At 61.4% G+C, this 23,704-nt stretch carries 19 protein-coding genes and 1 tRNA gene; 8 read left to right on the top strand and 12 right to left on the bottom strand.

Annotated features, from left to right (window positions below):
- The 4 genes from FWD29_03870 to FWD29_03855 form a co-directional block, all read left to right on the top strand.
- On the top strand, positions 1-858 hold an 858-nt coding region (locus FWD29_03870; protein ID MCL2803079.1), incomplete at its 5' end, for a damage-inducible protein.
- Positions 859-966: 108 nt separating this feature from the next.
- The gene (locus FWD29_03865; protein ID MCL2803078.1) at positions 967-2,238 is read left to right on the top strand and encodes a DUF4263 domain-containing protein; all 1,272 of its coding nucleotides are present in this window, start codon (positions 967-969) and stop codon (positions 2,236-2,238) included.
- A 63-nt stretch (positions 2,239-2,301) separates the two neighbouring features.
- Positions 2,302-3,423, top strand: coding sequence for a hypothetical protein (locus FWD29_03860; GenBank protein MCL2803077.1), 1,122 nt, complete (start codon positions 2,302-2,304; stop codon positions 3,421-3,423).
- Between the two features lie 345 nt (positions 3,424-3,768).
- Complete coding sequence (locus tag FWD29_03855; protein MCL2803076.1) at positions 3,769-6,309, top strand: relaxase domain-containing protein; 2,541 nt, start codon at positions 3,769-3,771, stop codon at positions 6,307-6,309.
- 94 nt (positions 6,310-6,403) lie between these two features.
- Here FWD29_03855 and FWD29_03850 read toward each other — a convergent pair whose 3' ends face one another.
- From FWD29_03850 to FWD29_03840, 3 genes are all read right to left on the bottom strand, one after another.
- Complete coding sequence (locus tag FWD29_03850) at positions 6,404-7,300, bottom strand: nucleotidyl transferase AbiEii/AbiGii toxin family protein (GenBank protein MCL2803075.1); 897 nt, start codon at positions 7,298-7,300, stop codon at positions 6,404-6,406.
- Entirely contained in the window at positions 7,297-8,115 is an 819-nt protein-coding gene (locus FWD29_03845) for a hypothetical protein (GenBank protein MCL2803074.1), read from the bottom strand. The genes FWD29_03850 and FWD29_03845 overlap by 4 nt, the downstream gene beginning before the upstream one ends.
- A 366-nt stretch (positions 8,116-8,481) precedes the next feature.
- A tRNA-Met gene (locus FWD29_03840) sits at positions 8,482-8,555 on the bottom strand.
- A 163-nt stretch (positions 8,556-8,718) separates the two neighbouring features.
- Between FWD29_03840 and FWD29_03835 the strand changes: the two genes are divergently transcribed.
- Complete coding sequence (locus FWD29_03835; protein ID MCL2803073.1) at positions 8,719-8,964, top strand: type II toxin-antitoxin system prevent-host-death family antitoxin; 246 nt, start codon at positions 8,719-8,721, stop codon at positions 8,962-8,964.
- On the top strand, positions 8,961-9,362 hold the full coding sequence (locus tag FWD29_03830; protein ID MCL2803072.1) for a type II toxin-antitoxin system VapC family toxin: 402 nt from the start codon (positions 8,961-8,963) through the stop codon (positions 9,360-9,362). The genes FWD29_03835 and FWD29_03830 overlap by 4 nt, the downstream gene beginning before the upstream one ends.
- A 52-nt stretch (positions 9,363-9,414) precedes the next feature.
- Here the strand turns inward: FWD29_03830 and FWD29_03825 are convergent, their stop codons facing one another.
- Both FWD29_03825 and FWD29_03820 read right to left on the bottom strand, forming a co-directional pair.
- Complete coding sequence (locus tag FWD29_03825; protein ID MCL2803071.1) at positions 9,415-12,342, bottom strand: UPF0182 family protein; 2,928 nt, start codon at positions 12,340-12,342, stop codon at positions 9,415-9,417.
- 199 nt (positions 12,343-12,541) lie between these two features.
- Positions 12,542-13,708, bottom strand: a complete 1,167-nt coding sequence (locus tag FWD29_03820; GenBank protein MCL2803070.1) for a PDZ domain-containing protein — start codon at positions 13,706-13,708, stop codon at positions 12,542-12,544.
- A 101-nt stretch (positions 13,709-13,809) separates the two neighbouring features.
- Between FWD29_03820 and FWD29_03815 the strand changes: the two genes are divergently transcribed.
- A complete protein-coding gene (locus tag FWD29_03815; protein MCL2803069.1) occupies positions 13,810-15,237 on the top strand; it encodes a zinc-dependent metalloprotease in 1,428 nt (475 codons plus the stop codon).
- Here the strand turns inward: FWD29_03815 and truA are convergent.
- Positions 15,234-16,088, bottom strand: a complete 855-nt coding sequence (gene truA / locus FWD29_03810; protein MCL2803068.1) for a tRNA pseudouridine(38-40) synthase TruA — start codon at positions 16,086-16,088, stop codon at positions 15,234-15,236. The genes FWD29_03815 and truA overlap by 4 nt on opposite strands.
- Positions 16,089-16,209: 121 nt before the next feature.
- Between truA and FWD29_03805 the strand changes: the two genes are divergently transcribed.
- Positions 16,210-16,965: an ROK family protein gene (locus FWD29_03805; GenBank protein MCL2803067.1), complete on the top strand. Its 756-nt coding sequence runs from the start codon at positions 16,210-16,212 to the stop codon at positions 16,963-16,965.
- Positions 16,966-16,978: 13 nt separating this feature from the next.
- On the opposite strand, the gene FWD29_03800 is transcribed toward FWD29_03805, so the two are convergent.
- The 6 genes from FWD29_03800 to FWD29_03775 all read right to left on the bottom strand — a co-directional run bounded on the left by FWD29_03800 (position 16,979) and on the right by FWD29_03775 (position 23,699).
- The gene (locus tag FWD29_03800) at positions 16,979-18,028 is read right to left on the bottom strand and encodes an isocitrate/isopropylmalate family dehydrogenase (GenBank protein MCL2803066.1); all 1,050 of its coding nucleotides are present in this window, start codon (positions 18,026-18,028) and stop codon (positions 16,979-16,981) included.
- A 98-nt stretch (positions 18,029-18,126) separates the two neighbouring features.
- A complete protein-coding gene (locus FWD29_03795; GenBank protein ID MCL2803065.1) occupies positions 18,127-18,825 on the bottom strand; it encodes a GntR family transcriptional regulator in 699 nt (232 codons plus the stop codon).
- A gap of 96 nt (positions 18,826-18,921) precedes the next feature.
- Positions 18,922-20,193 (bottom strand): sugar ABC transporter substrate-binding protein, encoded by a 1,272-nt coding sequence (locus FWD29_03790; GenBank protein ID MCL2803064.1) that lies wholly within the window; start codon positions 20,191-20,193, stop codon positions 18,922-18,924.
- A gap of 73 nt (positions 20,194-20,266) precedes the next feature.
- Positions 20,267-21,229: an ABC transporter permease gene (locus FWD29_03785; GenBank protein MCL2803063.1), complete on the bottom strand. Its 963-nt coding sequence runs from the start codon at positions 21,227-21,229 to the stop codon at positions 20,267-20,269.
- Entirely contained in the window at positions 21,226-22,221 is a 996-nt protein-coding gene (locus FWD29_03780) for an ABC transporter permease (protein MCL2803062.1), read from the bottom strand. Before FWD29_03780 ends, FWD29_03785 begins: the two co-directional genes overlap by 4 nt.
- Positions 22,218-23,699, bottom strand: coding sequence for a sugar ABC transporter ATP-binding protein (locus FWD29_03775; GenBank protein ID MCL2803061.1), 1,482 nt, complete (start codon positions 23,697-23,699; stop codon positions 22,218-22,220). Before FWD29_03775 ends, FWD29_03780 begins: the two co-directional genes overlap by 4 nt.
- Positions 23,700-23,704 lie beyond the last annotated feature (5 nt).

Raw genomic sequence — 23,704 nt, 5'->3', positions numbered from 1 at the left:
TCTGCGGCACCGTTTAGCGTCCTTGCAACCGACCGGATACCGAATTTGGTCGTTGGAGGGGCGGGCAACCCCGGCCAGTTCTTCCCGCGCTGGCGCTACGAGCCGCTTGACGACCCGACAACCCCTCAAGGGGCGTTCTCGTTTGACGAGCCTGAAGTCGTCATCGTCGATGGGCACCGGCGAATCGACAATGTAACGGATGCAGCGCTTGTCGACTACCAACTGACCTATGGTAGTCAAACCACCAAGGACGACATCTTCTACTACGCCTACGCCCTGTTACACAGCCAGGACTACCGAGAGACTTTCGCGGCAGACCTAAAAAAGATGCTTCCGCGAATCCCCAAGGTCAACACCCGCGAGATCTTCGAAGCATTCGTCGAGGCAGGCCGCGAGCTGTTCGACCTCCACGTTGGATACGAGCAGATGGAGCCGTTGCCCGGCCTAACCATCACCGGAAACGACCCCCAGGGGGATGAGCACGCCTGGTTCCAGGTGCAGAAGATGGCCTACGGCAAAAGGCGAGTAGACGGCAAGCTGGTGCCTGACAAGACCACCGTCATCTACAACCCACACATCACGATCAACGGTATCCCGCCCGAGGCGCAGGAGTACATGCTCGGTGCGCGCAGCGCCATCGATTGGATCATCGAGCGCTACCAAGTCAAGACCGACAAGGCCTCCGGCATCGTGAACGACCCTAATGATTGGTCCAGCGAGCATGGTCAACCCCGCTACATACTCGACCTACTCACCCGCATCGTCACCGTCAGCATGCGCACCGTCGAGATCGTCGACTCGTTGCCGCGCCTGACTTTCAGCGAGGCTGGAGCGATCACTGCTGATGGGGAGAGTTGACGTGGAGTGGCTCACCGGCCCAACAAAGGTGCGTTGCCTAGTTAACCAGAAGCGGTGGTTTCACCGTGTACGTGCCAAGCAGGTCGAACCAGGTAGACAGGAGGCACCATGACCATAGATGATCGGGATTTCTGGGACCTGGCCGAGCCGGATGAAACGACATACATGGTTGGCCGCCAGCTAGATAGGACGTACCTGTCTAGGACTTTTAGGCTGAAGAGGCCGGGATCTGCCGATGACGGGCAACCAGCACGGTTCGTCTACAAGGTGTATGAAGAACTCATTGACGGTGACATTCACGTCGAAGTAGATGGCCATGCGTGGGACATCCGTAGGTCGCCAGGCGGTCGTGTGCAGATCAAACTCCTGGTGGCGCGTGATGCGAAGCATGTTAAGGACCTATGGATTCAGAAGCTGAAGCAGTCGAAAGACGGCCTCGAGTGCGTCACTGTGCTGGCTCTGTCGGGCCGGGAGGCTGAGTCGTTGGTTGAGACACTACGTAACCTGGACTACGTGCCGATCCAGGGCGACGAGTACACAACCCGCATCGACGATGCCCTGGTCAGACAAGTGTTCTCGGACCCGACGGCGCTGATCTCCGCGTACGATGCTGACCCGGACGCCATCAGACAGGTCATCGAGGGCAATGTCAATGCAAAGGACGTGGTGGCGACGGCCAACCGGCGTGTTGCAGTAGACCATTTTCGCCGGTTGCTTGAGGATCAAGGTTTCTTTGACGCTGAGAAGCAGCGCCTGGGAGTGGCAGGCAGTGAAGCCGTGTGGCAGACGTTCTTCGAGGAGAACTCCTGGATTCTCGGTGTTGGGCTGACGGGACAGCTCCTTACCTCTTGGAGCGATGAGAAACTTGAACAGGTTGTCACGGGCCGATCTATTTCTGGAGTTGGCAAGCGTGCGGATGCCTTACTTCGCACCGCTGGCATCGTCAGCTCCATGGTGTTTGCCGAGTTCAAACACCACCGGGCGCCTCTGCTTGGTAGGGAGTACAGGCCTGGTTGCTGGTCTGCATCAGAGGAACTCGCTGGCGGAATCGCCCAGTGTCAGGGCACCGTGCATTTGGCGACACAGCAGATTGGCGACCGTATTTACGCGCGTGACTCGGACGGTGGTGAGATCCCTAATGACGTCACGTACCTCGTCCAACCAAGGTCGTTCCTCGTCATCGGGAGTCTGGCAGAACTGCGCGGGCATGCGGGAGGTGACAATCCGGACAAAGTTCGGTCATTCCAGTTACTCAGGCGAAACACGCATGCTCCGGAGATCATCACCTTTGATGAGCTGCTTGCCAGAGCCGAGTGGCTGACGCAGAGCAGTAACGATCCTGAAGCGGATGAGACAGAGGAGGCCGGTGGAGCGAAGTGACAAGGACTTGGACACAGAAGTGCCGTCCCCCTAGTGAGAGCGCAACTGGACGGAGAACGACCGATGTCGAACCGCGCTGATATCGCTGCCGAACTGGTGTGGCCCCAGATGCAGTGGCCTGGTGTGCCATCGGTATACCTGGATATCAACCACTTCATCTACATGGCACGCTCGCGGGCAGGAAACCCGAACGTCCCCACCGAGAATGCGCACCTCCTGACGGCCCTGGAAAGAGCAGTCGATAACCACCAAGTCGTGGTTCCGCTTTCGCTGCAGCACCTCTGGGAAATCAACAAGAGCAAGAATCCACAACGGGCGAGAGTCGCAGCCCTCATGGAGCGACTGAGCGGACTTCAGTACATTCTCGGCCCGAAGCCTCTGGCTCAACTGGAGATTGCGAGCGGCGTGGCGGCAATCGCTGGGGAGCCGCCACCCTCCTGGCAGATCCCCTTGGTCGGCTTCGGCTCAGGTCAAGCCTACGGGATCAAAATCGCCTTCAAAGTGCAAGACTCAGGCTGTGAAAATGTGACCGATGCTGTTCGCAAGTTGGTCGGATCGGCGGAACTCGACAGCTTGTTTCTCGACGGACGAATGCAGTTCGAACAGATCATGCTGCGCGGTCCGACCGATGCCCAGGATGCGGATTTGAGAGCGAACTACGGCTACAGGCCCGAAAGCGTTGACGTGGGCATGGACAGCCGCCTGGCATGGGAAGTGGAGTCGGTCTCCATCCTGGACAAGAACCCTGAGCTTCGCGCCGGTCGCCTCAGAGACTTCGTCACAGGCAGGGAAGTCATTGGCGAGTGGGTCGACCTGATAAACCGTCATCTGCTTGAGAGAGTGAGCGACGGGCTGTCATGGGTCGACATGACGCCAGATCGGTGGATAGCCCTAATCACGGCCATGCCGCACGTCCAGGTGGCCATCAGCGTCAAGACCGCCTATCACAAAGACCCACGGCGATCATGGAAAGTGAACGACGTCTTCGACATCGACGCACTGTCGACCGCGTTTGCATATTGTGACGCTGTGATGACCGACAACGCATTGCGGCACGCGCTCCAGAGCAGGCAGGACATTCATAGCTTCGGAACTCACCTAGCTGGTACACCGGCTGAACTCACTGCATGGTTGGCTCACCCGACCTTCAGAAGTGACGGTGTCACGAGAGGTGACTGTGCCTGAGAGACCAAACAAATGACGCTCACCGTAGAACTCATCGTCTAGTCCTCTGGCCCCGTACGGGTGGGTCTTTTCGACGCCTGACCATCCCGCAACATTAGCGAGGACTCCGACGAGAGGGGACCGGCCATGAACGACCTTGACTCCACTCATCCGACCACATAATCACCCAGCCCGCACTGTCGCTCCAGCCCTTTCGAGCAGTGATCACCCCTGCTGAAGGTCACCGTCGATCCTTGCCGCACCAGTCGCCTTACCTTGTCAGGCTGAATATTCTCCTCACACCGTTGGCAGTCGGGGGGTCCGTGCTCACCTTCGTGGTGGAAGGGAGCGTTTGTGACGGTGTCGATGCGGTTGATGAGCGCCGGGGATGGGTACAAGTATCTGCTCACATCGGTGGCGGCGGGCGATGGCGACCGGTCACTGTCGACTCCGTTGACGCGTTACTACGACGAGGCTGGTTGTCCACCTGGACGGTGGATGGGATCAGGTGTCACCTCGCTGGGTGACCAGATGCTCAGTGAAGGTGAGATTGTCACTGAGGCTCAGTTGGAGTTGCTGATCGGTCAGGGGCGTCACCCGGTGACAGGTGAACCGCTCGGGCGTGCCTATCCGCAGTATGCCTCGGTGAGCGAGCGTGTTGATCAGCGGGCTCGAGCACTCGACCCCGCCTTGTCGGGCGCTGAGCGTGCTCAGGCCCTGGTGGAGATTGAGCAGGATGAGACCCGGCGGGGTACGCGTCGAGCCGTCGCCGGGTTCGACTACACCTTTAGTGTCCCGAAGTCGGTGAGCGTGTTGTGGGGTGTCGCTGACGCTGGGACTCAGGCGCTGATCGCACAGGCGCATCATGACGCGGTCGCTGATGTGGTGGGTTTCATGGAGCGGGAGGTCGTCGCGACTCGCACGGGAGTGGAGGCTCGTGACGGGTCAATTGTCCAAGCCGATGTGACAGGGATCGTGGCGACCGGGTTCGACCATTACGACTCGCGAGCTGGCGACCCCCAGTTGCATACGCACGTTGTCGTGGCGAACAAGGTGTGCGCTGCCCATGATGGGAAATGGCGAAGCGTCGACTCGCGTCCGATGCACTCAGCAGTGGTCACATTGTCCGCTTTGTACAACGCGGTCCTGGCAGACCGGATGACCCGCGTCCTAGGTGTCGATTGGGATGCGCGGGAACGCGGCAGGGACCGCAATCCGGCGTGGGAGATCACCGGGGTAGGTGACGATTTGATCGGCATGTTCTCCACCAGGGCAGGCGACATCGACCAGGAAACCGACCGGCGGATCGCCGCCTATGTGGCCGAGCATGGCAGACGCCCCTCGAGGCGGATGATCCTCCAGTTGCGTCAACAGGCAACACTGGCGACCAGACCAGACAAACAGATCCGCTCGCTGGCGGATCTGACTGCCGAGTGGCGGCAGCGCGCCTCCAGTCAGCTTGATGAGGATGCCACCAGCTGGGCGCGGCGGGTCATCGCGCAGTCCGAGTCTGTCGTGGTTCGCGCCGATGACATTCCTGTTGACATGATTGATGCCCTCGCGCTGTCCGTGTTGGCCACGGTGGGTGAACGCCGGTCGACCTGGCGGCGTTGGAATCTTCACGCCGAGGCATCTCGGCAAACCATGGGTTGGCGCTTCGCATCTACTGGCGACCGGGTGGCCCTGACCGAGTTGATCTGTGACGCCGCCGAACATCAGTCGCTGCGGCTGACACCAGCCGAGATGTCGGCCCCGGATCAGTTCCGCCGACCTGATGGGTCCTCACGATTCCGCCCCAAACACATGACCGTGTACTCCTCCCAGGACCTTTTCGACGCCGAAACCAGACTCGCTGAACTGACGGAAGTCTTAACCGGCCCAGTCGTCCCTTACGCCACGATCCATCGAGTCGCGGCGCAACCAGACTCGCACGGCAGAATGCTCGGCCCTGACCAGGTCGATGCGCTGACGTGGATCACCACCTCGGGGCGGATGCTTGACGTGCTTGTCGGCCCGGCAGGTGCCGGGAAAACCACCGCGCTGACATCGTTGCGAACCGCGTGGGAAACCGAGCACGGGCCAGGATCGGTGATCGGATTGGCACCCTCAGCGACCGCTGCCGCCGTGTTGGGTGAGGACCTCGGCATCCCCACCGAGAACACCGCTCGCTGGCTAGCCCTCCACGACCACACAGGCGTGGACTACCAACCAGGGCAACTGGTGATCATCGACGAAGCCTCGCTCGCGGGAACCTTCACCCTGGACCGAATCACCAGCCTCGCCAACCAGGCGGGCGCGAAAGTGGTGCTCGTGGGTGATTGGGCGCAACTCCAAGCTGTTGATGCTGGTGGTGCGTTCACCATGCTTGTCGCCAACCGCAGGGACGCCCCGGAGTTGACCGACATTCACCGGTTCACGAACGAATGGGAGAAAACCGCGTCCCTCGCCCTACGTCACGCCGACCCTGCGGCACTCGACCAGTATGAAACCCACGGCAGGTTGATTGATGGGGATCTCGACCAAGTCACCCAACTGGCGTATGAAGCATGGCGAGACGACACCACTCAAGGGGTGGCTTCGCTCCTCGTTGCCGACGCCTTGACCACGGTCCAGGAGTTGAACCGGCAAGCACGCCATGACCGGATTCTGGCGGGGCAGGTCGATCCGCAGCGGGAACTTGAGGTGAACGACGGGAGCCGTGTGTCGACTGGAGACACCGTCATCACCCGGCAGAACAATCGTCACCTGATCGCAGGCAGAACAGGGTGGGTCCGCAATGGTGACCGGTGGACCATCCTCAAGACCCACCATGACGGTGCGGTGACGGTTCGTCGCGCCGGGTACACCCGAGGTGCGTCGGCGATCCTGCCCGCCGACTATGTCGCCGAGCATCTTGATCTTGGTTAGCCGAGGTATTGCAACGTACTCACGTCGCGTGAATCACTACGCATAACCGGGACATATCTCCCAGTCAAAGTAAGAATCGAGTTGGACGGCGTGGCTACGAAGCGGGTGTCGGCCAGTCGCTGATTGCGGCGAAGGCCTGTGTGACGTCGTAATCATCGCGCAGGTTGCAGGTGCACCAAAGCTGTTCTTGGTCATCAAGGTCTCGGAGGAAGCCGAAACGACTGGCGACTGTTGCCATCCAACCGGAAATATCGACCTTGCCGGTGAGGTAACCGATGTCCTCGCTGCGGAAAGCATCGGCCTTGCGGATACGGAGGACTTGTTCGGGGTCGATGGGTTTGTCGCCGCGCTTGTCATGAACGATGTCCCGATAGGTCTTCAGAATCCATAGGCGACGCACCAGCGGTTCATTGAACGGACGCTTGGCATACCAGGCGAGGTCGTAGAGGTCACGGGCCAGATCGACGCGACGGAAACGGGCAAGCTTCTCAGCGATGGCCTCAGCTTGATTGACGACGGGCACGGCTGGCACGTCGAAGCCGTAAAGGCGGTGGATCGGAACCGGAATGGGCGCCAAAAGCTCCACAGACAAGCTGAGCGGGTGCCTGGCCAGTTCTATCTTGGCGGCGATGTTCGGGCGCCCGAATGGCGTATCAACTATGAGGGTGGCGCGCCTCCCGTCATCCCCCAGATCGACGGCTTGGAAACGGAAGTCATCAATGTCAATGTCTTCAATGGTGCTGAGCGTGTCAATGGCCAGCGTTTCGTCCGGGGCGGCGAAGTCGAGATCGGTAGAGAACCTGCCACTTCTACCTGCCCGGTATTTGCGCAGCGCGGTGCCGCCTTTGAACACCAAGCCACGGTCGAACAAGCCGACATGGTGCAAGTGGTAGAGGGCATGGTCCTGAGCGATGTCAAGCAAAGCGGCATCTCTGGCACCCCGGATGCCCTGGTAGTGGCGGGCCAGGTAGCCCTCGGTGATACCGGTCATGATCCGAAACCTCCTGTCAGGTACGGTGCCAGATCACCGTCGGATACACCTGTGACCGGGTCGTATCGAGCTCCAGCCGCACGGGTAGGCCCATACCAGACCGGCCTAACAGGAAGATGCCCTGCAAGCAGGGCCATAGCGACGGCATCAGCGCCAGCCAGCCGAGCCAGGTAGGCCGCCCGCTGACGCACCGACGAAGCGGCAGCCTCCAAAGCTTCCATCAGAATGCTCTGATCCAGTTGGGCACCCGCCTCGGGCAACCACTGAGCCAGCCCAGCTAGGTCTCGGTAACCTGATGGGCGGAAAGCTATTCCAGCGATCAGCCCAGTCATGCTCCAATAGACCAACCCATCACGCTCAACCTGAGCAGAGTCCGGCAGAGCAACCGTGACGTAACGCCACACAGACAACGCCTTGGGTAAGGCCACCCCCGCAGGTAAAGCAACAACTTCGCTGGTCGGAAGCCGCTGAGCCAGGCCTAGTAAGCTCGCCGCCGACTCCATTGCCAAGACACCAGGCCACCAAGGGTAGACAGCCCGTTGTGCCCTGAACTCAATGAACCGGTCACCCGACCCGTACGCCCCAGCTCGCGCGCCAGGAAGGAACTCCCACACGCCTTCGGTTCGCAAACTCCCTAGCCAGCCCAGGGTTTGCAGCCAGTAAGCCAGTTTCGGAGCATCTGCTATGTCAGAACACGCCCCCACATCGACAGCGATCCGGGCAAGCTCACGCATGGTGACGACGCGCGGTTGGTCAATCTCCAGTCGCTCGACAACCCCAGCCACGCGACGCGGCAAGGCCCTCGTTTCTGTCATTTGAAACCGTTTTTCTAACATATCTGGCAAGTAAGGTTGCAATTGACAATACCAGAATGACTCACTACCCGCGGAAAGCGAGCCGTAACAGGTGCTGGATTCGGGAAGTATCTCCCAGGTATGGGAAGGGTCAAATGGTGCCTGGCGGCGGTCGAGGCTTCGAAATCTCGGCAGTTTTTGGACGCACCTGCGGAGCCCTCGACCGCCGACAGGCGGTCTCAACGGCACCCGTTTGTGCTCGCCGAAACGCGTCCGAACCGGACAAAATCCCGCTGAAAGTGGACAGCAAATGGACACTTGGGATCGCGCCGGAGAAGAGTCACAAGGGCCTGGCAAGTGTTTCCACTGGTCAGACCCTTGGACAAGTAGCGGGGGGTGGATTTGAACCACCGACCTCCGGGTTATGAGCCCGGCGAGCTACCGAACTGCTCCACCCCGCGTCGTTCAGCCCCGCAAGATTACGCCATGACACCGCCAAGCATCAAGTCTGGTTTCTCGGCCGCCTTCACCAACCGGCCTTCGCCGCGAGCCGTGATGGATCCAGCAGGGCTCAGGTGCCGCCACAACCTTGATTTCAGACTAGTCGTCGACTAGTCTGAAATCATGACCAAGACCACTGTTGGGGCGTATGAGGCCAAGACACATCTGTCCCAACTGCTCGACCAGGTCGCGGCCGGCCACACAATCACGATCCTGCGCCACGGCACACCAGTGGCCCGGCTGACGCCAGTCAATCCCGCAGCTGGTGGCGACCCTGATGAGGTCGTGGAGGCATTCCGGAAGGCCCGGCAGGGGGTTCGGCTGGGCGGACTTAGTGTCCGCGAGCTCATCGACGAGGGCCGGCAGTGATAGTTGTTGACGCCTCTGTGGCGTTGGCCTGGTGCTTTGAAGACGAAGCCACCCCAGCGACAGATGGAGTTTTATTGCGTGTCCAGCGCGAAGGCGGCATTATTCCCCCTCTTTGGGTCTATGAGATCAGCAACGCTCTGGTGACAGCAATGCGGAAAGGACGGCTAGCCGAGGCAGAACTGCACAGGCTGAGGGCCCTACTCGATTCGCTGCCGTTGGACGTGTGCGCCGGCCGGCCGAACAGCGAAGAACTAGTCGCCACCGCGTATCAGCACGGGTTATTGGCCTACGATGCCGCCTACCTGGCTTTGGCCAGAGCTCAGGGCTTGCCTTTGGCCACGCTTGATGCCGATCTGGCAGCCGCGGCTGTCAAAATTGGCGTCGCTGTTCTGCCTTGATAACGGCCACCGGCTGTCCCTTGGCAGCGGCACCCACCACGGCTATGGCCGGCTAAGTGGCTTTGCCGGTGGCCTTGGCCTGGGCCTCTTGGGCTCTGCTGAGCGCGTCCTTCAACGCATCCTGGGCTCGGCCGTAGGCCGGCCAATCACCGGCCTTGAGGGCCGCATCGGCATCCTGCAAAGCCTGTTGCGCGTCGGCCAGGGCTTGGTCCAGGTCAGAAGCGCCAGCAGAAGGCGATGGCGATGGCGACGGACTGGGTGAAGGCGTAACACCGCCATCGTCCACCGGCGGAGTCTCACCGCCGGTATCGAGGCCCGGGTCCTTGGTCACACCAACATCGCCGGCGGCGGCCCCAGACTCGCCACCAAAGACCATATCCAAGGCCTCGTTCAAGGTGTTGGCTACGCCAACCTGGTCGCCAAAACCAACCACCACCTTTTGCAGCGACGGGAACTTGGTGCCGGTGGTGGCTTGAACGTAAAGTGGCTGGACATACAACAACCCGCCGCCCACAGGCAAAGTCAGCAAATTGCCTTTGAGCACCTCTGTGCCCTGGTCTTGCAGCAATCGGATCTGGCTCTTGACGTTGGCGTCGGAATTGAAGGTGTTTTGCACCTGGCCTGGACCGGCCACCGACAGGCCTTGCGGCAATTGCAGCAGCCGCATCTTGCCGTAGCCGGGCGCCACTTTGCCCTTCTGGTCGCCGGTCTCTGAGTCGACCGCCAAGAATCCTTTCAGCACCGATCTATCAGAGGTGCCCTGACCAGCCAGAATGTATGAAGAACTGAGCGAGAAGGTGGCCTCTTCTTGCGACGGCATCTTCAAAGTCAGGTAGTAGGGCGGCTGCTGGGTCTGGTCATCCTTGGTCGGGTCGTTCGGAATCTTCCAAAAGTCTTGGCCACCGTAGAAAGTCTTTGCCTCGGTCACGTGGTAACGCTCCAGCATGGCGCGTTGGACCTTGAAGAGTGACTCTGGGTAGCGCAGGTGGCTCATCAAAGACCCGGAGATTTCCGATGCCGGTGTCAAGGTATTGGAGTAAATCGCGGCCCAGGTCTTGAGCACCGGGTCCTCGGTGTCCCAGGCGTAGAGCCTGACACTACCGTCATAGGCGTCGACCACGGCTTTGACTGAGTTGCGGATGTAGTTGACCGAGTCGCCGCCCAGGCGGTTCATGCCGGCCACATTGCCGCCAAAACGAGCCGTGATCGAGTCCTGGGTTGCTGTCGACAAGACGGCGTGCCTGGAATAGGGGAAGCTTTCGGTCGTGGTGTAAGCGTCGACCACCCAGACGATCCGGCCGTCCACCACCGCCGGGTAGGTTCGTTCGTCTGCGGTCAAATAGGGTGCCACTTTGAGCACCCGGGTGACCGGGTCGCGATAGTAGAGGATCTGCGACTCGGAGTTGACGTTCGAAGAGAACAAGATGTTGGTTGACGCAAAGCGCAAGGCATAAAGCAGCTTGTTCAGCGGCGAGCCCACGTTGGGCCCTCCATCGCCGGTGAAGGTGGTGTTGACCTGCCGGTCGCCGCCGTCGTCATCTGATGGGTAGTCCAGCTCAACCTTCTGCCCGCCCTTGGGTCCACCGACAATCGAATAGTCGGGTGAGGACGTACCGAAATAGACCCTTGGCTCGTCGACGTTGAGCTCGCCGATGGCCGGAATATCGCCTTCATAGAAGGCCGGCCAGCCCTGAGTGTCGGTGGTATTGCCGTAGGCCGCCACCACGCCGTAGCCGTGGGTGTAAACAGTGTGGGAGTTGACCCAGGTGGCGTTATCGCCCAGACCTTCGATCTTGAGGTCCCGCACCGCGATGACTGTGTCGCGGTTGGTGCCGTCGATGTTGTAACGGTCAACCGCCAAGTACTCGGGGAAGTCGTAGTACTGCTTGTTCTGTTGCTTTTGCCTGAAGGTTGGTGTCACCAAGGTCGGGTCAAGCAGACGGATCGAGGCGGTGGTATCGGCGTCTTCACGCAGGGCGCCTTTTTCGGCAGACGTCTTGGCCGAATAATCCGCCACTTCGACGTCATCAATGTTGAAAGCCATGCGGGTGGCGTCGATATTGCGCTGGATGTAGGGCGCCTCTTTGGTCTGAGCCGAAGGGTCAACCGAGAACTTCTGGATCAGCGCCGGGTAGGCCCAGCCCACCGCAACCAGCGACAGCACCATCAGCCCCAAGCCAATGGCAGGCAGCTTCCAGTCGCCCAGCATTGAGGCCACTACGAACAGTGCCGCCACGAACAGTGCGATAAACGCCAACAAGGCTTTGGCCGGCATTGTGGCGTGGACGGCGGTGTAGCCGGCGCCGTCAAACATCTCGCCTTGCATATTCATCATCGAGTACCGGTCAAGCCAGTACTGCCCGGCCGCGAACAGGCAGAATACGGCTGCGGTGATACCCAGTTGAGCCCGCGCGCCCTTGGTCACCCGGTCGGTTACACCAGGCCCAAACTTGACACCGCCATAGAGGTATTGGATGACAAAGGCCAACACCAACGACAATGCCACGGCGGCCATCAGGAACGAAACAGCAAAGCGGATTGCCGGCAACTGGAAAACGTAAAACGAGGCGTCAAGTCCAAATTGGGGATCAGTGAAACCGAAGGAGTGCGAGTTCAGCGCCAGCAGAACATCTTGCCAGCGAGCCTGGGCGTTGATACCGGCGAAGATGCCCAGGAAGGCCGGCACCAACACCAGGGCCCAACGCCTGGCCGGGTCGAGCATCTCACGGTATCTGGCCACCGCTTCGGCGGCAGCACTGCCAGCGCCGGCGGTGCTGGCCGGCGGGTAAAGCGGCCGGGTTTTGAAGGCAAAAAACATGGCCTGCCAAATGATGGCGGCCATAATGACCCCGCCAATCAGGAACAACACGATCCGGGCAAACCACTGGGTGGTGAACACAGTCAAGAAACCGACCTGCTGGAACCACAACACCTCAGTCCAAACCCGCGAGGCCGCGACCAATAAGAGCACAATCGCCACCAGAATGGCGACGGTCCAAACTATGGGCGACTTCCAAACGGGCCGCCCGGGTGGCTTCTTGGTTTGCGGGGGGCGGGGGCTCCTCGAGGGCAAGTTGAATGAGAACACGCCGTTAAGCTTGTCATACCCGGCCCTCCGGCCCCCAGGCACTAAGCGCTTCGGCTCATTTGTTCGCTAAGAGCCTGTCACCCAAACGCGATCACGGGGCACTGACGCCGGCGCAACTCGGCAAGCTATCGCCCTTACCATCGCGCAGAGCCAAGAGCGAGGCGACGGCCTGGTCGAGGTTTTCCACGGCGATGATCTGCAAGCCTGGAGGCGAGTGGCCAGCCACATCAACACAGTTGGAGATAGGCACCAAAAATGCCACCGCACCGGCCCTATCAGCGCCAACCATTTTCTGCCTAACACCGCCAATCTGCCCAATTGTGCCGTCGGGTTCGATTGTGCCGGTGCCGGCGATGATCTGGCCGCCGGTCAGGTCCTCCTCTCCCAGTTTGTCGATGATGGCCAGTGCGAACATCGACCCGGCGGAGGGCCCACCGACATCGGTCAGACCAAACTCGACTTCGACCGGGGCTGCGAAACCAACCGCAATGCCCAGGCGGGCTTGGCCGCCAATGTCAACTGTCTTAAAGGAGACCTCGCCAGCCTGCTCGCCGCGGTTGTAGCCAATTGTGACCTCGTCGCCGGGTTCGAGCTCGTCCAACCGGGCAATCAGGTCACCATAAGCCTTCAGGTCCCGGCCGTTGATCGAGGTGATAGTGTCCTCCGGCTCCAACAGGCCCTTAGCCGCAGAGTCCCGCAAGTCCTTGACCACCGGCAGAACTTCGTAACCCAGATACTCCAGGGCTGCCAAAGTCGACTTTTCCTGGGAAGAGACCATTTGGTCGGCCGTTTCCTGGCTGCGTTGCTCGCTGGTTTGCCCCCGGGGGAACATCAGGTCGTGTGGCACCAGCGAGTTTGTCGGGTCGAAGTAGCCCCTGACCATTTGCAGTAACGACAATGAGCCCGGGTCAGAGCCGAAGGCGCCAACCGTAGTCAATAGCAATTGACCTTCAGAGGGATGAGACCGCGCCTGGTCTACCTGGACTAGTTCAACCCCGTCTTGGGAGCCCAGTGTGTCAATGGCCGGACCGGGCGTTTCGAGAACATAGGGCACCGGCAGGGCAAACATGACGCCGCATAACACCACCGCCGCCCCACCGGAAACCAGCATGGTCCAAATGCGCGGTGCCAAGCGACGCCGCCGCCGCACTGTCACCTCCGCGCCAGGGCCGGTGCCGGCATCGGCCGGGTTGTGGCCGGCGCTTGGGTCCAGGCCGCCTTCGCCCGGGGGCGCCGCGCCTGGCTGGGCAGAACTCACGGGCCAATTGTGCCACTTGTTGCGACAAAGGCCCCGTATGCTCGGTAGCGGCGACCCCCAGCGCGGTGGCGCCATACTTAACAGGGGGTGAGGACTTGAGCGTGGACCCGCCTTCGCCCGATGCCGAACTGCCGCCGGAATTCGCCGAGTTCTTGCGCACGATTTTTGGCGAACAGGCCGAGGAAATGCTCCAAGGCATGCGCCAGGCCGGCTTTGACCCGAACCAGCTTCTGGCCCAGGCTGGGCTGCCAGCCAACCCGGCGACTATGGGCATGATCCTTGACCAGGTCAAAAGGATGCTTTCGGGCGGGGGCAGCGGCGAAGTCATCAACTGGGAGCTGGCTTACAACACCGCCCGGCAGGTCTCGGCCGGATCCGGTCCCGACCCTTCGATCCACCCCAGCCAAACCGGGGCTGTGGACAAAGCCATCCGATTGGCTGACTTGTGGCTGGACCAGGTGGTCGAATTCCCAGCCGCCGGCGGCCAAATCCAAGCCCTGTCCTCGGCCACCTGGATCGAAGCGACTTGGCCCCATTGGCGCGATATCACCGCGCCAGTGGCCACCTCCGTTATCGAAACCGTGACCGAGTTGCTGACCCAGCAGGGCCTGGCACACCCTTCGCAAGCCGAACAGCTCGACCAGGCCAGCCCAATGTTCCAGCAGGTCACAGGATCGCTTTTCGCGGTCCAAATTGGCCAGGCGGTTGGCACCATTTCGCGGGATGTCTTTGGCCTAACCGACACGGGCCTGGCCCTGGGACCGGGCCGGACCATGGCCCTACTGCCCACCCGGGTCGAGGCCTTCGCCGCCGATCTAGACCTGCCGCCAAACGACGTACGCCTGTTTTTGGCCACACGTGAGGCCGCCCACGCCCGGCTGTTTGCGGCCGTGCCGTGGCTGGCAGATCACATGTTTGGCGCGGTCGAGGCCTACGCCAGCGGTATTTCGATCGACATTGAGCTAATGGAACGGGCCCTTGAGTCCCTTGACCTGTCTGACCAATCCTCGATTGGCCAGGCCCTGGCCAGCGGCGTCTTTGCACCTAGCGTGACTCAGTCCCAACGGGTCGCCCTTGACCGCCTGGAAACTGCCCTGGCCCTAGTTGAGGGCTGGGTCGACGTTGTTTCAGCCAAGGCCTGCGACTCGGTTTTGGCCCCGCTTGGGCCGCTGCGTGAAATGATCCGGCGGCGCAGGGCGGTGGGCGGTCCGGCCGAAAAGACCTTTACCACCCTGTTGGGCCTGGAAATGCGGCCACGCCGAGCCCGCGAAGCCACCCGGCTGTGGGCTGACGTCACCAAACGCCTGGGTTCGGCCGCCCGTGACGAAATCTGGGCTCATCCAGATTTCCTGCCCACTGCCGAGGATCTAACCGCCCCGGACACTTTTGTTGAACGGCGCGAAGCCCAACAGGCGGCCGATGCCGCCGTCGACGCCGAGCTCGAAGCCCTGCTACAGGAATTGGGCCAGGGGCCGGGGGCTGAGGGCGACCCAAGCGATGGCGGCGCTGGCGAAGACTCAAACCCCTAAGGCTGTTCGGCTTCTGCGTTGGGTTTGCCGCGTTTGACCCGTGATTTGGCCGCCTGGGCGGCCATTTGCTCTAGTGCCGGATAGGCCACTTTTTCCAGGGTCAAACCGCGGGCCGGCAGGACGGTGACGGCAGGCTCGCGCTGGCCGGCGGCCAAGGTTTGGGCCACCCACAGGGCGTCGACTTGGCCGCGGCCAACGGCCACCAAGGCGCCGGAAATGGCCCTGACCATGTGGTGGCAAAAAGCGTCGGCCTGAACCCAAATCTCGATCCGGCCCGGTTCGACCCGGTCGACCTCTAGCCCCTGCAAGGTCCTGACGGTCGAGGCACCCTCCCGGGCCCGGCAAAAGGCCGCAAAGTCGTGTTCGCCCAAAAGGCGGCGAGCGGCAGCCGCCATCGGGCGCAGCTCCAAGGCTCTTGGCGAGCGCCACTCGTAGCGACGCCTTAAGGGGTCAACGGCACTGGTCTGGTCAACAATGCGGTAGCAATAGCGTCGCCACAGGGCGCTGAACCGGGCGTCGAAGCCGGGCGGCATAAGGCTGGCCTGGCTGACCGTGACATCCGGCGGCAATACACCGGCCAAACGGGCCAGCAAGGCCACCTCGACCGGCCTTGGGGCCTGGCCAGTGACCTTGGCTTGGGCCACCATAGTCAGGTCGACATGGCAAACCTGACCGCGGGCGTGAACGCCGGCATCAGTCCTCCCGGCCACCGTCACCGCGGCCACTTCCCCTGTAATCCGCTCCAAAGCCGCTTCGACGACGCCCTGGACGGTACGCCGCCTAGGCTGGACGGCCCAACCTTTGAAGTCCGTGCCGTCATAGGCCAGGTCAAGCCGGAACCGCTGGGTCACAAGACCGACCGTCACAAGGCGGCCCGCAGGGAGCGCCAGCTCAAAGCCACACCGCCGGCCAGCAGTGTTCGTGGCCCTGGCCCAGTGTCGCCAAACACAGTCCTAGGCTACCGTGTGGGACGTGGAAGACCTGGTCACGCTGTGCGTCGATTGCGGTGGCGGCGGCATCAAAGCGGCAGTGCTTGACACATCCGGCACTCCGCGCAGCCGGCCCTGCCGCCGGCCAGTGACATATCCGCTGCCACCGGCAGCGCTGGTCAGCGCGGTGGCTCAGTTGGCAGCCCAGCTGCCCCCCTCCGAGAGAACCACCGTGGGCATGCCCGGCATGATCCGCCACGGCGTGGTAATTCACACCCCGCATTACATCAACAAGGCTGGCCCTGGCACCCGACTCGAACCTGACCTACTGGCGGCCTGGAGCGGCTTCGACATGCGGGGCGAATTGCGCTCGGTCCTGGACCAGCCGGTGCTGGTGCTCAACGACGCCGAAATGCATGGCGCCGGGGTGATTGCCGGCACGGGCAGTGAACTGGTTTTGACTTTGGGCACCGGCCTGGGCACAGCTCTGTTCGACGGCGGCCATTTGGCGCCACATCTCGAGATCTCCCACGCCCCAGCCCGGCGGGGCTTGACCTTCGACGAGTTCATTGGTGAACAAGCCCGGCTGGCCCTAGGCGACCCGTTGTGGTCTCGCCGAGTCTTGCGCCTACTTGAGATACTGCGGCCGGTCTACCACTGGGACCGCTGCTACCTAGGCGGCGGCAATTCGCGCATGATCACGCCGACCGTGCTTTCGCGCCTGGAAGACGATGTCGTGGTGGTGCCCAACACCGCCGGTATTGCTGGCGGGGTGCGGGCCTGGGCCCTGGTCGACTAGCGCCGGGATGGGGCTAGGCCAGCTGTGCCAGCACGGCTTTGGACACATCCGCCGTAGTCGCACTGCCTCCCAAGTCCGGGGTGTGAACACCGGCCCTTAAAACGGCATCAACCGCACCGGTCAGCGCCGCGGCGGCTTCTACTTGGCCCAGGTGATCTAGCAGCATGGCACCGGCATAGATCTGAGCCATGGGGTTGGCCACACCGCGACCGGCAATGTCAGGCGCTGAACCATGCACCGGTTCAAACATCGACGGATAGCTTCTCTCTGGGTTGAGGTTGCCGCTGGCGGCCAGACCCAAGGACCCGACCAAGGCACCGGTCAGGTCGGACAGGATGTCGCCAAAAAGGTTCGAGGCCACAATGACGTCGAAGTCTTGAGGGGCCCGCACCAGTTGGGCGGCCAGCGCGTCGATTAGCACCGGCCTGAAGCGCAAGTTGTCGAAACCGGCCACCACCTCGGCCACAACCTCGTCCCAGAACGGCATGGTGAAAACAATCCCGTTCGACTTGGTCGCCGAGACCAGATTGCCGCTGCGACGGGTGGCGAGTTGAGCGGCATACCTCGCCACCCGCGCAACGCCCTTCCGGGTGAAACAGGCCTCTTGAATGGCATATTCGTCGGCTCCAATTCCTGCCCGGCCGCCAACCTGGGAGTATTCGCCCTCGACGTTCTCGCGCACCACCACAATGTCGATGCCGCCCGGCTGGGCCAGGGGAGAGTTGACAGTATCGATGTACCGCACCGGGCGCAGGTTGATGTACTGGCGAAAGCCCCGGCGGATCGGGATGAGCAGGCCCCAAAGGGTGACGACATCGGGAATATCGGGTACGCCGACTGCGCCAAACAGCAGGGCATCGTGGCGCTCCAACTGTTCCAGGGCGTCGACCGGCATCATTGCGCCGGTCCGGCGGTAGCGATCCGATCCCCAGTCGTATTCGGCCCAGCGCAAGGCGAAGCCGAACTTCTGCGCCACCGCCGTCATCGCTGCCAGGGTTGGCGCCATGATTTCCGGGCCAATCCCGTCGCCCGGTAAGACCGCAACCTCGTAGGTTGTCATCAACTTTGCTCTTTTCCACTAGTTACGGTGCCGGCCTAAGCCATAGCCAGGCACCTTGCCTCCAGCTTCACTGGAGGTGCGTTACGAATAGACGGGCAGCGCTAGCTGCCCACGGCGGAACCGACGGCAGCCTCTTGCCGCTCGGTCAGCGCCCTGAAGGCGTCCGCGGTGACCGAAAGCTCGATATGCCGCCGGGCCACTTCCACGGCCATCGAGCCGTTTCTATCTAGGACCAACCGAGCCAACTCTTGATGCTGCTCGAAGTCCATCCGCCGGTCAGTTTCACCCTTGGGCAGCACCAGGTAGGTCCGGCGGTAGCGATCAGTCTTGTCCCATAGATCGTCTAACGTCCTGGTCAGCGTGCTGTTGTGGCAGGCGGAGTAGATCGAACGGTGAAACGCCCGGTGCGCGTCAATGGCAATGTCGTGATGGGTGTCACCAAAGGGCATGATCTGAGAGACGGCCTGTCGAATCACCTCGGCTTCGGCCGAGTCGTGCCGCTCGGCGGCTAACTCCACGGCCACCGGGTCCAAGGCCATCCGTGTCTCAAGCAGATCGTGGGCCTCTTCGGCCGAGACATCTGCCACGTGAACGTATTTATGGGCCGAAGGGTCAACCAGACCCTCTGAGGTCAGCCTCTGCACAGCCTCTCGAATCGGGGTCAACGACATGCCCAGTGATTCGGCGATTTCGTACTGGTCGACCCTTGATCCGGGCGCCAGTTCACCGGCCAGAATCATCTGCCTAACCTGGTGGTAGGCTATTTCGCCCTTGGATTGGTAGACCGCCGGAGAGGGCATACCTCCATCCTGCACCAAACCGTCCCCTTTCGCACGGGCGAGTAGGTGTGCGGCCCAGAAAATTCCGGGCCGCACAACCCACCCCACTCAGTCCCGTCAGTCCTTGACGCAACCTTTCAGGCCGGACGGTGTTTGGCCTTCGGTCACAACGCCTTCATGCCAACCCTCGTCACAGACGCCACGGGTGTAGATACGCCGTTCCGGCGCCTGTTCGAATTGCATCATGTCCGGCAGCGGCACGATCTTGTCGATCCCGGTACCGGTCTGGGCGGCCGTCAGCGAAGCTTCTGGCAACAGATCCTGGTCGTAAATCGAAACGATATAGGTGTCATCAACACCCTTGAAGTAGTTGCAGCCATCGACAAACTCGGTGCCAACGCAAAGCTTGGCGGTCTTCTCGGTCTGCCAGGGCAGCGGAACCTCGATATTGGTTGGAATACCCTCAGGTCCGTTTTCTAAGATGTGCAGGCCGAGTTTCATGGCGATGCCACCCTGACCGGGGCTAGCCGAAGAGGCGATGCCTTTCCAGCCGTCTTCTGCCATTTTCTGCATCAGATAGGACGAGCCGTTTCCGGTGACAAATGCCTTTTTGCCAACAGCTTCGAGTGCCTTGATTACGCCTGGTTCGCCATCGGCGCTCCAAACCGCGTCAATATCTTGGTGCACCGCCAAGATCTTGGCCATCTCTTGCTGGGAGACTTGCGAATTCCAGTCGCCATAAAACTCCGCCACAACTTCGATACCCGGATTGGCGTCGAAAACCTGCATCATGGTGTCGTGGTGCACGTTATCGGTGGAGGTTCCGGCCACACCCCGGTTGATGACGACTTTGCCTTGGCCGCCCAGAGCATCAACAATGCCCTGAGCAGATTGCGCGCCGAAGAACGGCCTGGTCTTGTCGTCGCGGAAGGGGCTGGTAATAAACGAGATGTTATAGGCACAAGGCGCGTTAACAGTGGAGTCATAGAAAACGAATGTGACTCCCTGCTCACAACCGGCCGTCACCACCTGGTCAAGGGCGGACGGGGACAGCGGGTAGGACACGATCAGCTTGGCACCCTTGCCAATCATCGACTGGATGTCAGAGATCTGCTTTTGCACGTCAGTGCCGGAAATAACCGTCTCGAATTCGTACTTCTCAGCATATTCAGGTGCGGTGGCAATGGCTTTGGCCAAGTTGGCGGCCTCATCTTGCCAGTTGTTGCCGGTATAGGACAGGTTCAGGTAAATGCGCTGCTTTTCGCCGCCGTTGCCCCCGCCCCCTCCGGCGTTGGACGCGGGATCAGAAGGACTCGAGGTGCAGGCGGCGAGCGACAACGCTAGGGCCAGGGCGGCCAGAGAGGCCACTCCGTATCTTTTCTTGATCATTGTTGGCTCCATCTTGGAATTGGCTGGCGCTAGCCAGCGGCTAATAGTTGCTTTGGTCAGCTCGGAAGGGTCGTCAACGGCCTCCCTTGCTTAGTCTGGACAGAATCAGCGCGATGGCGATGATCGCGCCATACAGCACCTGTTTCCATCCCTCGGAAATCCCCAGGGCGTTAATATCGGTGCTCAAAAGTGTCAGCAGCATGCCGCCGCCAACAGTGCCTATATAGGAACCCGAACCCCCGCTCATCGATGATCCGCCCACTACAACGGCGGCAATCGACGGCAGCAGCCAGGAGGTTCCAATCGTCAGGTCGGTGCCGGCGGAATACCCCAAAAGCAAGACCCCAGCAATGCCGTAGGCGACACCGGCGGTGGCGTAGACGCCAACCAGAGTGCGCTTGACCGGGATCCCGGCAATCAAGGCCGCCCGCCCCGAGCCACCAACGGCGGTAGCAGAACGCCCCAGGCCGGTGCGGTTTTGGACCAAGAATCCGCCAGCCACGACCACTAACAGCAGATAGGCCGAGAGCGGCAGGCCGGCAAACGAAGTGCCATGGGCGAACAGGACTGTCAATTGTCGCGGTGCGGGCTGGGCTGGCGCACCCCGGCTGGCCCCAAGCATGGCCGAGGCCAAGATCGACCCGATGGCAAGGGTCACAATGAACGGTGGGAAGCCGGCGTGGGCGACCAACAGTCCGTTGATGGCGCCAATGGCGGCACAGGCAACCACACCAATCAGTACTGCCGGCAACCAGTGCATATACCCGTTGGCCAGCAACCCAGGGAGGAAGGCGCCCAGTGTCACCACCGGAGCGACCGAAAGGTCAAAGCCACCGGACAAGATCGCCATGCCCTGCCCAAAGGCGATAATGGCCAGGATCAGCACCAGCGGCGCCACCGAGGAGATCATGCCCAGATTGGGCAGTGTTGGTGAAAAGAACCTGGAGGCCGGGATAGTCGCCGCCGCGCACAACCACACCACCAGCACCTGGATGTTGACCGAGGCGAACTTGGATTTGGTTGGCTTCTCGCTCATGGGGTCACCTCCACGGCTTGTGCCTTGACAGCGCGAGCCAGCTTGCGCCGGTCGCCAACTATTGAGACCAAGAGTGGAATGGCCAACGCCACCAAAATGACCGCGCCTTGGCATATCCCCGTCCAAAAGTCGGCAATGCCAACGGCGAAAAGCATCTTGGGCAGGGCCGTGACAGTGCCAGCACCGAACATCGCGGCGACGGCCGAGCCGCGCCCACCCCTGAAGCTGACCAGGCCAAGGGCCATGGCCGCAAAGGCCGAGAGCATGAACGGGCGGCCCGCGCCTGGGTCGCCGGAAGAAGAACCAGCCGCCAGGAAGATGCCCGCCAGCGCGTAGCAGCAGCCGGCAGAGGTGTAGACGGTGATTTGGACTCCGCGGACTTTCACGCCAGAGAGGATTGTGGCTGGCATATCAGCGCCGATGGCGAAGGCGGCCGTGCCGGTGCGGGTGCGGGTGAAGGCCCACCAGGCTAGCCCGGCCACAATCAGAAAGACCAGCGGTAAGGGCACATGGGCCACACCAGAATTGACCGCCTTGATCAGGTCCGGCGGCACATTTCCACCCGGTGCGCGCAAAGTCACCAGAGCCAACCCGGATAAGACCGTGAACGTGGCCACGGATACGGCCAGGGATTGCAGGCCAAATGAGACCAGGAGCCCGTTGACCATTCCGGCTACCGCACCAATCAGCACAATTAGAGCCAATTTGGCCCAGGGCGGTCCCGCCTGGCCGTCAAACCAGGTCGCGGTTAGGGCGCTGGCCAGCGAGATGGTGCCGGCTACCGAAAGGTCGAAACCGCCGGTGATCAGCACCAAACAGGTCCCAAACGCGGCCATGGCCAGCGGTGCCAGCAAGACAGAGAAGTTCTGGATCGAATAGACGCTGCGCTCGAAGGGCGAGACGGTCAGCAAGATTCCATAAACCACGGCGAAGATCCCAATGGCGGCGATCGTTTCCGGTTTGGCCCGGGCCCAGGCCAGAATCGCTTTCATTTCGAATCACCGTCCCAAGCCAGGACGGCCGCCATAATCGCCCGTTCTTGGATCTCTTCACCTTTGAACTCGGCCACTATCCGCCCGCCCGAGATGGCGTAGACCCGGTGGCACAACCGGACCAGCTCTGGGATTTCGGTTGAGTACATCAAAACCGCACGTCCTTTGGCGGCGAAACCTCGGATGAAATCGTAGATTTCGAATTTGGTGCCCGGGTCGACGCCGCGGGTCGGGTCAAACAGCACCAAGACGGCCGGATCACGGGCCAAGGTGCGTCCAAGCACCGCCTTTTGCTGGTTTCCACCAGACAGCGCATCGATCGGTTTGGCCAGCATCGAACTAGGCAAGTTGACGTTGGAGGCTGTGTCTTCGGCAAAGGATCGCTCTCGCCGGCGTGAGACCACTCCTGCCCGGGCAATCTTCTTCAGCGACGAGATCGACAGGTTGTATTCAGTGCTCTGCCGCGGCAGCAGTGCCTCAGTCTTGCGCTCCTCTGGCACCAATGCCGTTGGCGCCGCCGCGTCGGTCCGCGCCACCTCGACCGTTCCTGAGGCCCGCGGCAAAACCCCTGCTATGGCGTAGAACAGGTCACGCTGGCCCTGGCCTTCCAGCGCAGCAATACCGACAACCTCGCCCGGGCTGACGCTCAAAGTGCCGTCGACCAGTCCAGTGTCGGTGGCCAGGCGCTCAACTGCCAGCGTTGGCTTGCCCTGGCCAACGCTGGGCAGTGCGGCGGCCCGCCTTCCCGGATCGTGCTCCACCGACCGGCCTATCATCAGCTCAACCAGCTGGTCTTCGTTGTGGCTGCCGTGTTCGAAGGCACCGACCGTGCGCCCATTGCGCAAAACCGTGCCACGGTGGCAGATTTGGTCGATCTCCGGCATCTTGTGGGTGATGTAGACCACCGTGGTCCCGGCTTGGCTCAGTCGTTTCAAAATGCCAAAAAGCCAGTCGGTATCCGGCAAGGCCGCTGTTGGCTCATCAAGCACCAGTAGCTTCGGGTCGATCGACATCGCCGCCAGGATTTCGACCTTCTGCCGCTGCGCCAAGGTGACCGACCCAATCATCGCGTCCGGTTCAATGTCAGTGGCGTCAAAACGCTCCAGTATTTGGTTGGCCTTGGACACCATGGCCTTGCGGGAAACCAGCCCATTCCAGCCGCGGGGCAGCTTGGGCCAAAGCAGCTTGGTCGCCACTAGGACATTGGGGGGTGAGGACAGCTCCTGGTAGGCGATGCCCAGCCCGGCCCGCCGCGAGACTTCCGGACGGCCGGGCTTCAGCAATTGGCCATCGATGCTGATTTCGCCTTTGTCTGGTACCACCACCCCAGACATGGCCTTCATCAGGGTTGACTTGCCGGCCCCGTTTTCCCCTAGTAACCCGTGTATCTCACCGCGTTCCAGGGTCATCGACACATCCCGTAAAGCTTGGGTGGCGCCGAACGACTTGCTGATGGAGTCGATTAGAACAAACGACATTGAGT

Source organism: Micrococcales bacterium, assembly GCA_009784895.1.
Lineage (GTDB): Bacteria > Actinomycetota > Actinomycetes > Actinomycetales > WQXJ01 > WQXJ01.
Note: the sequence above shows the minus strand (reverse complement) of the source record. Positions and strands in the feature narration are given on the sequence as shown.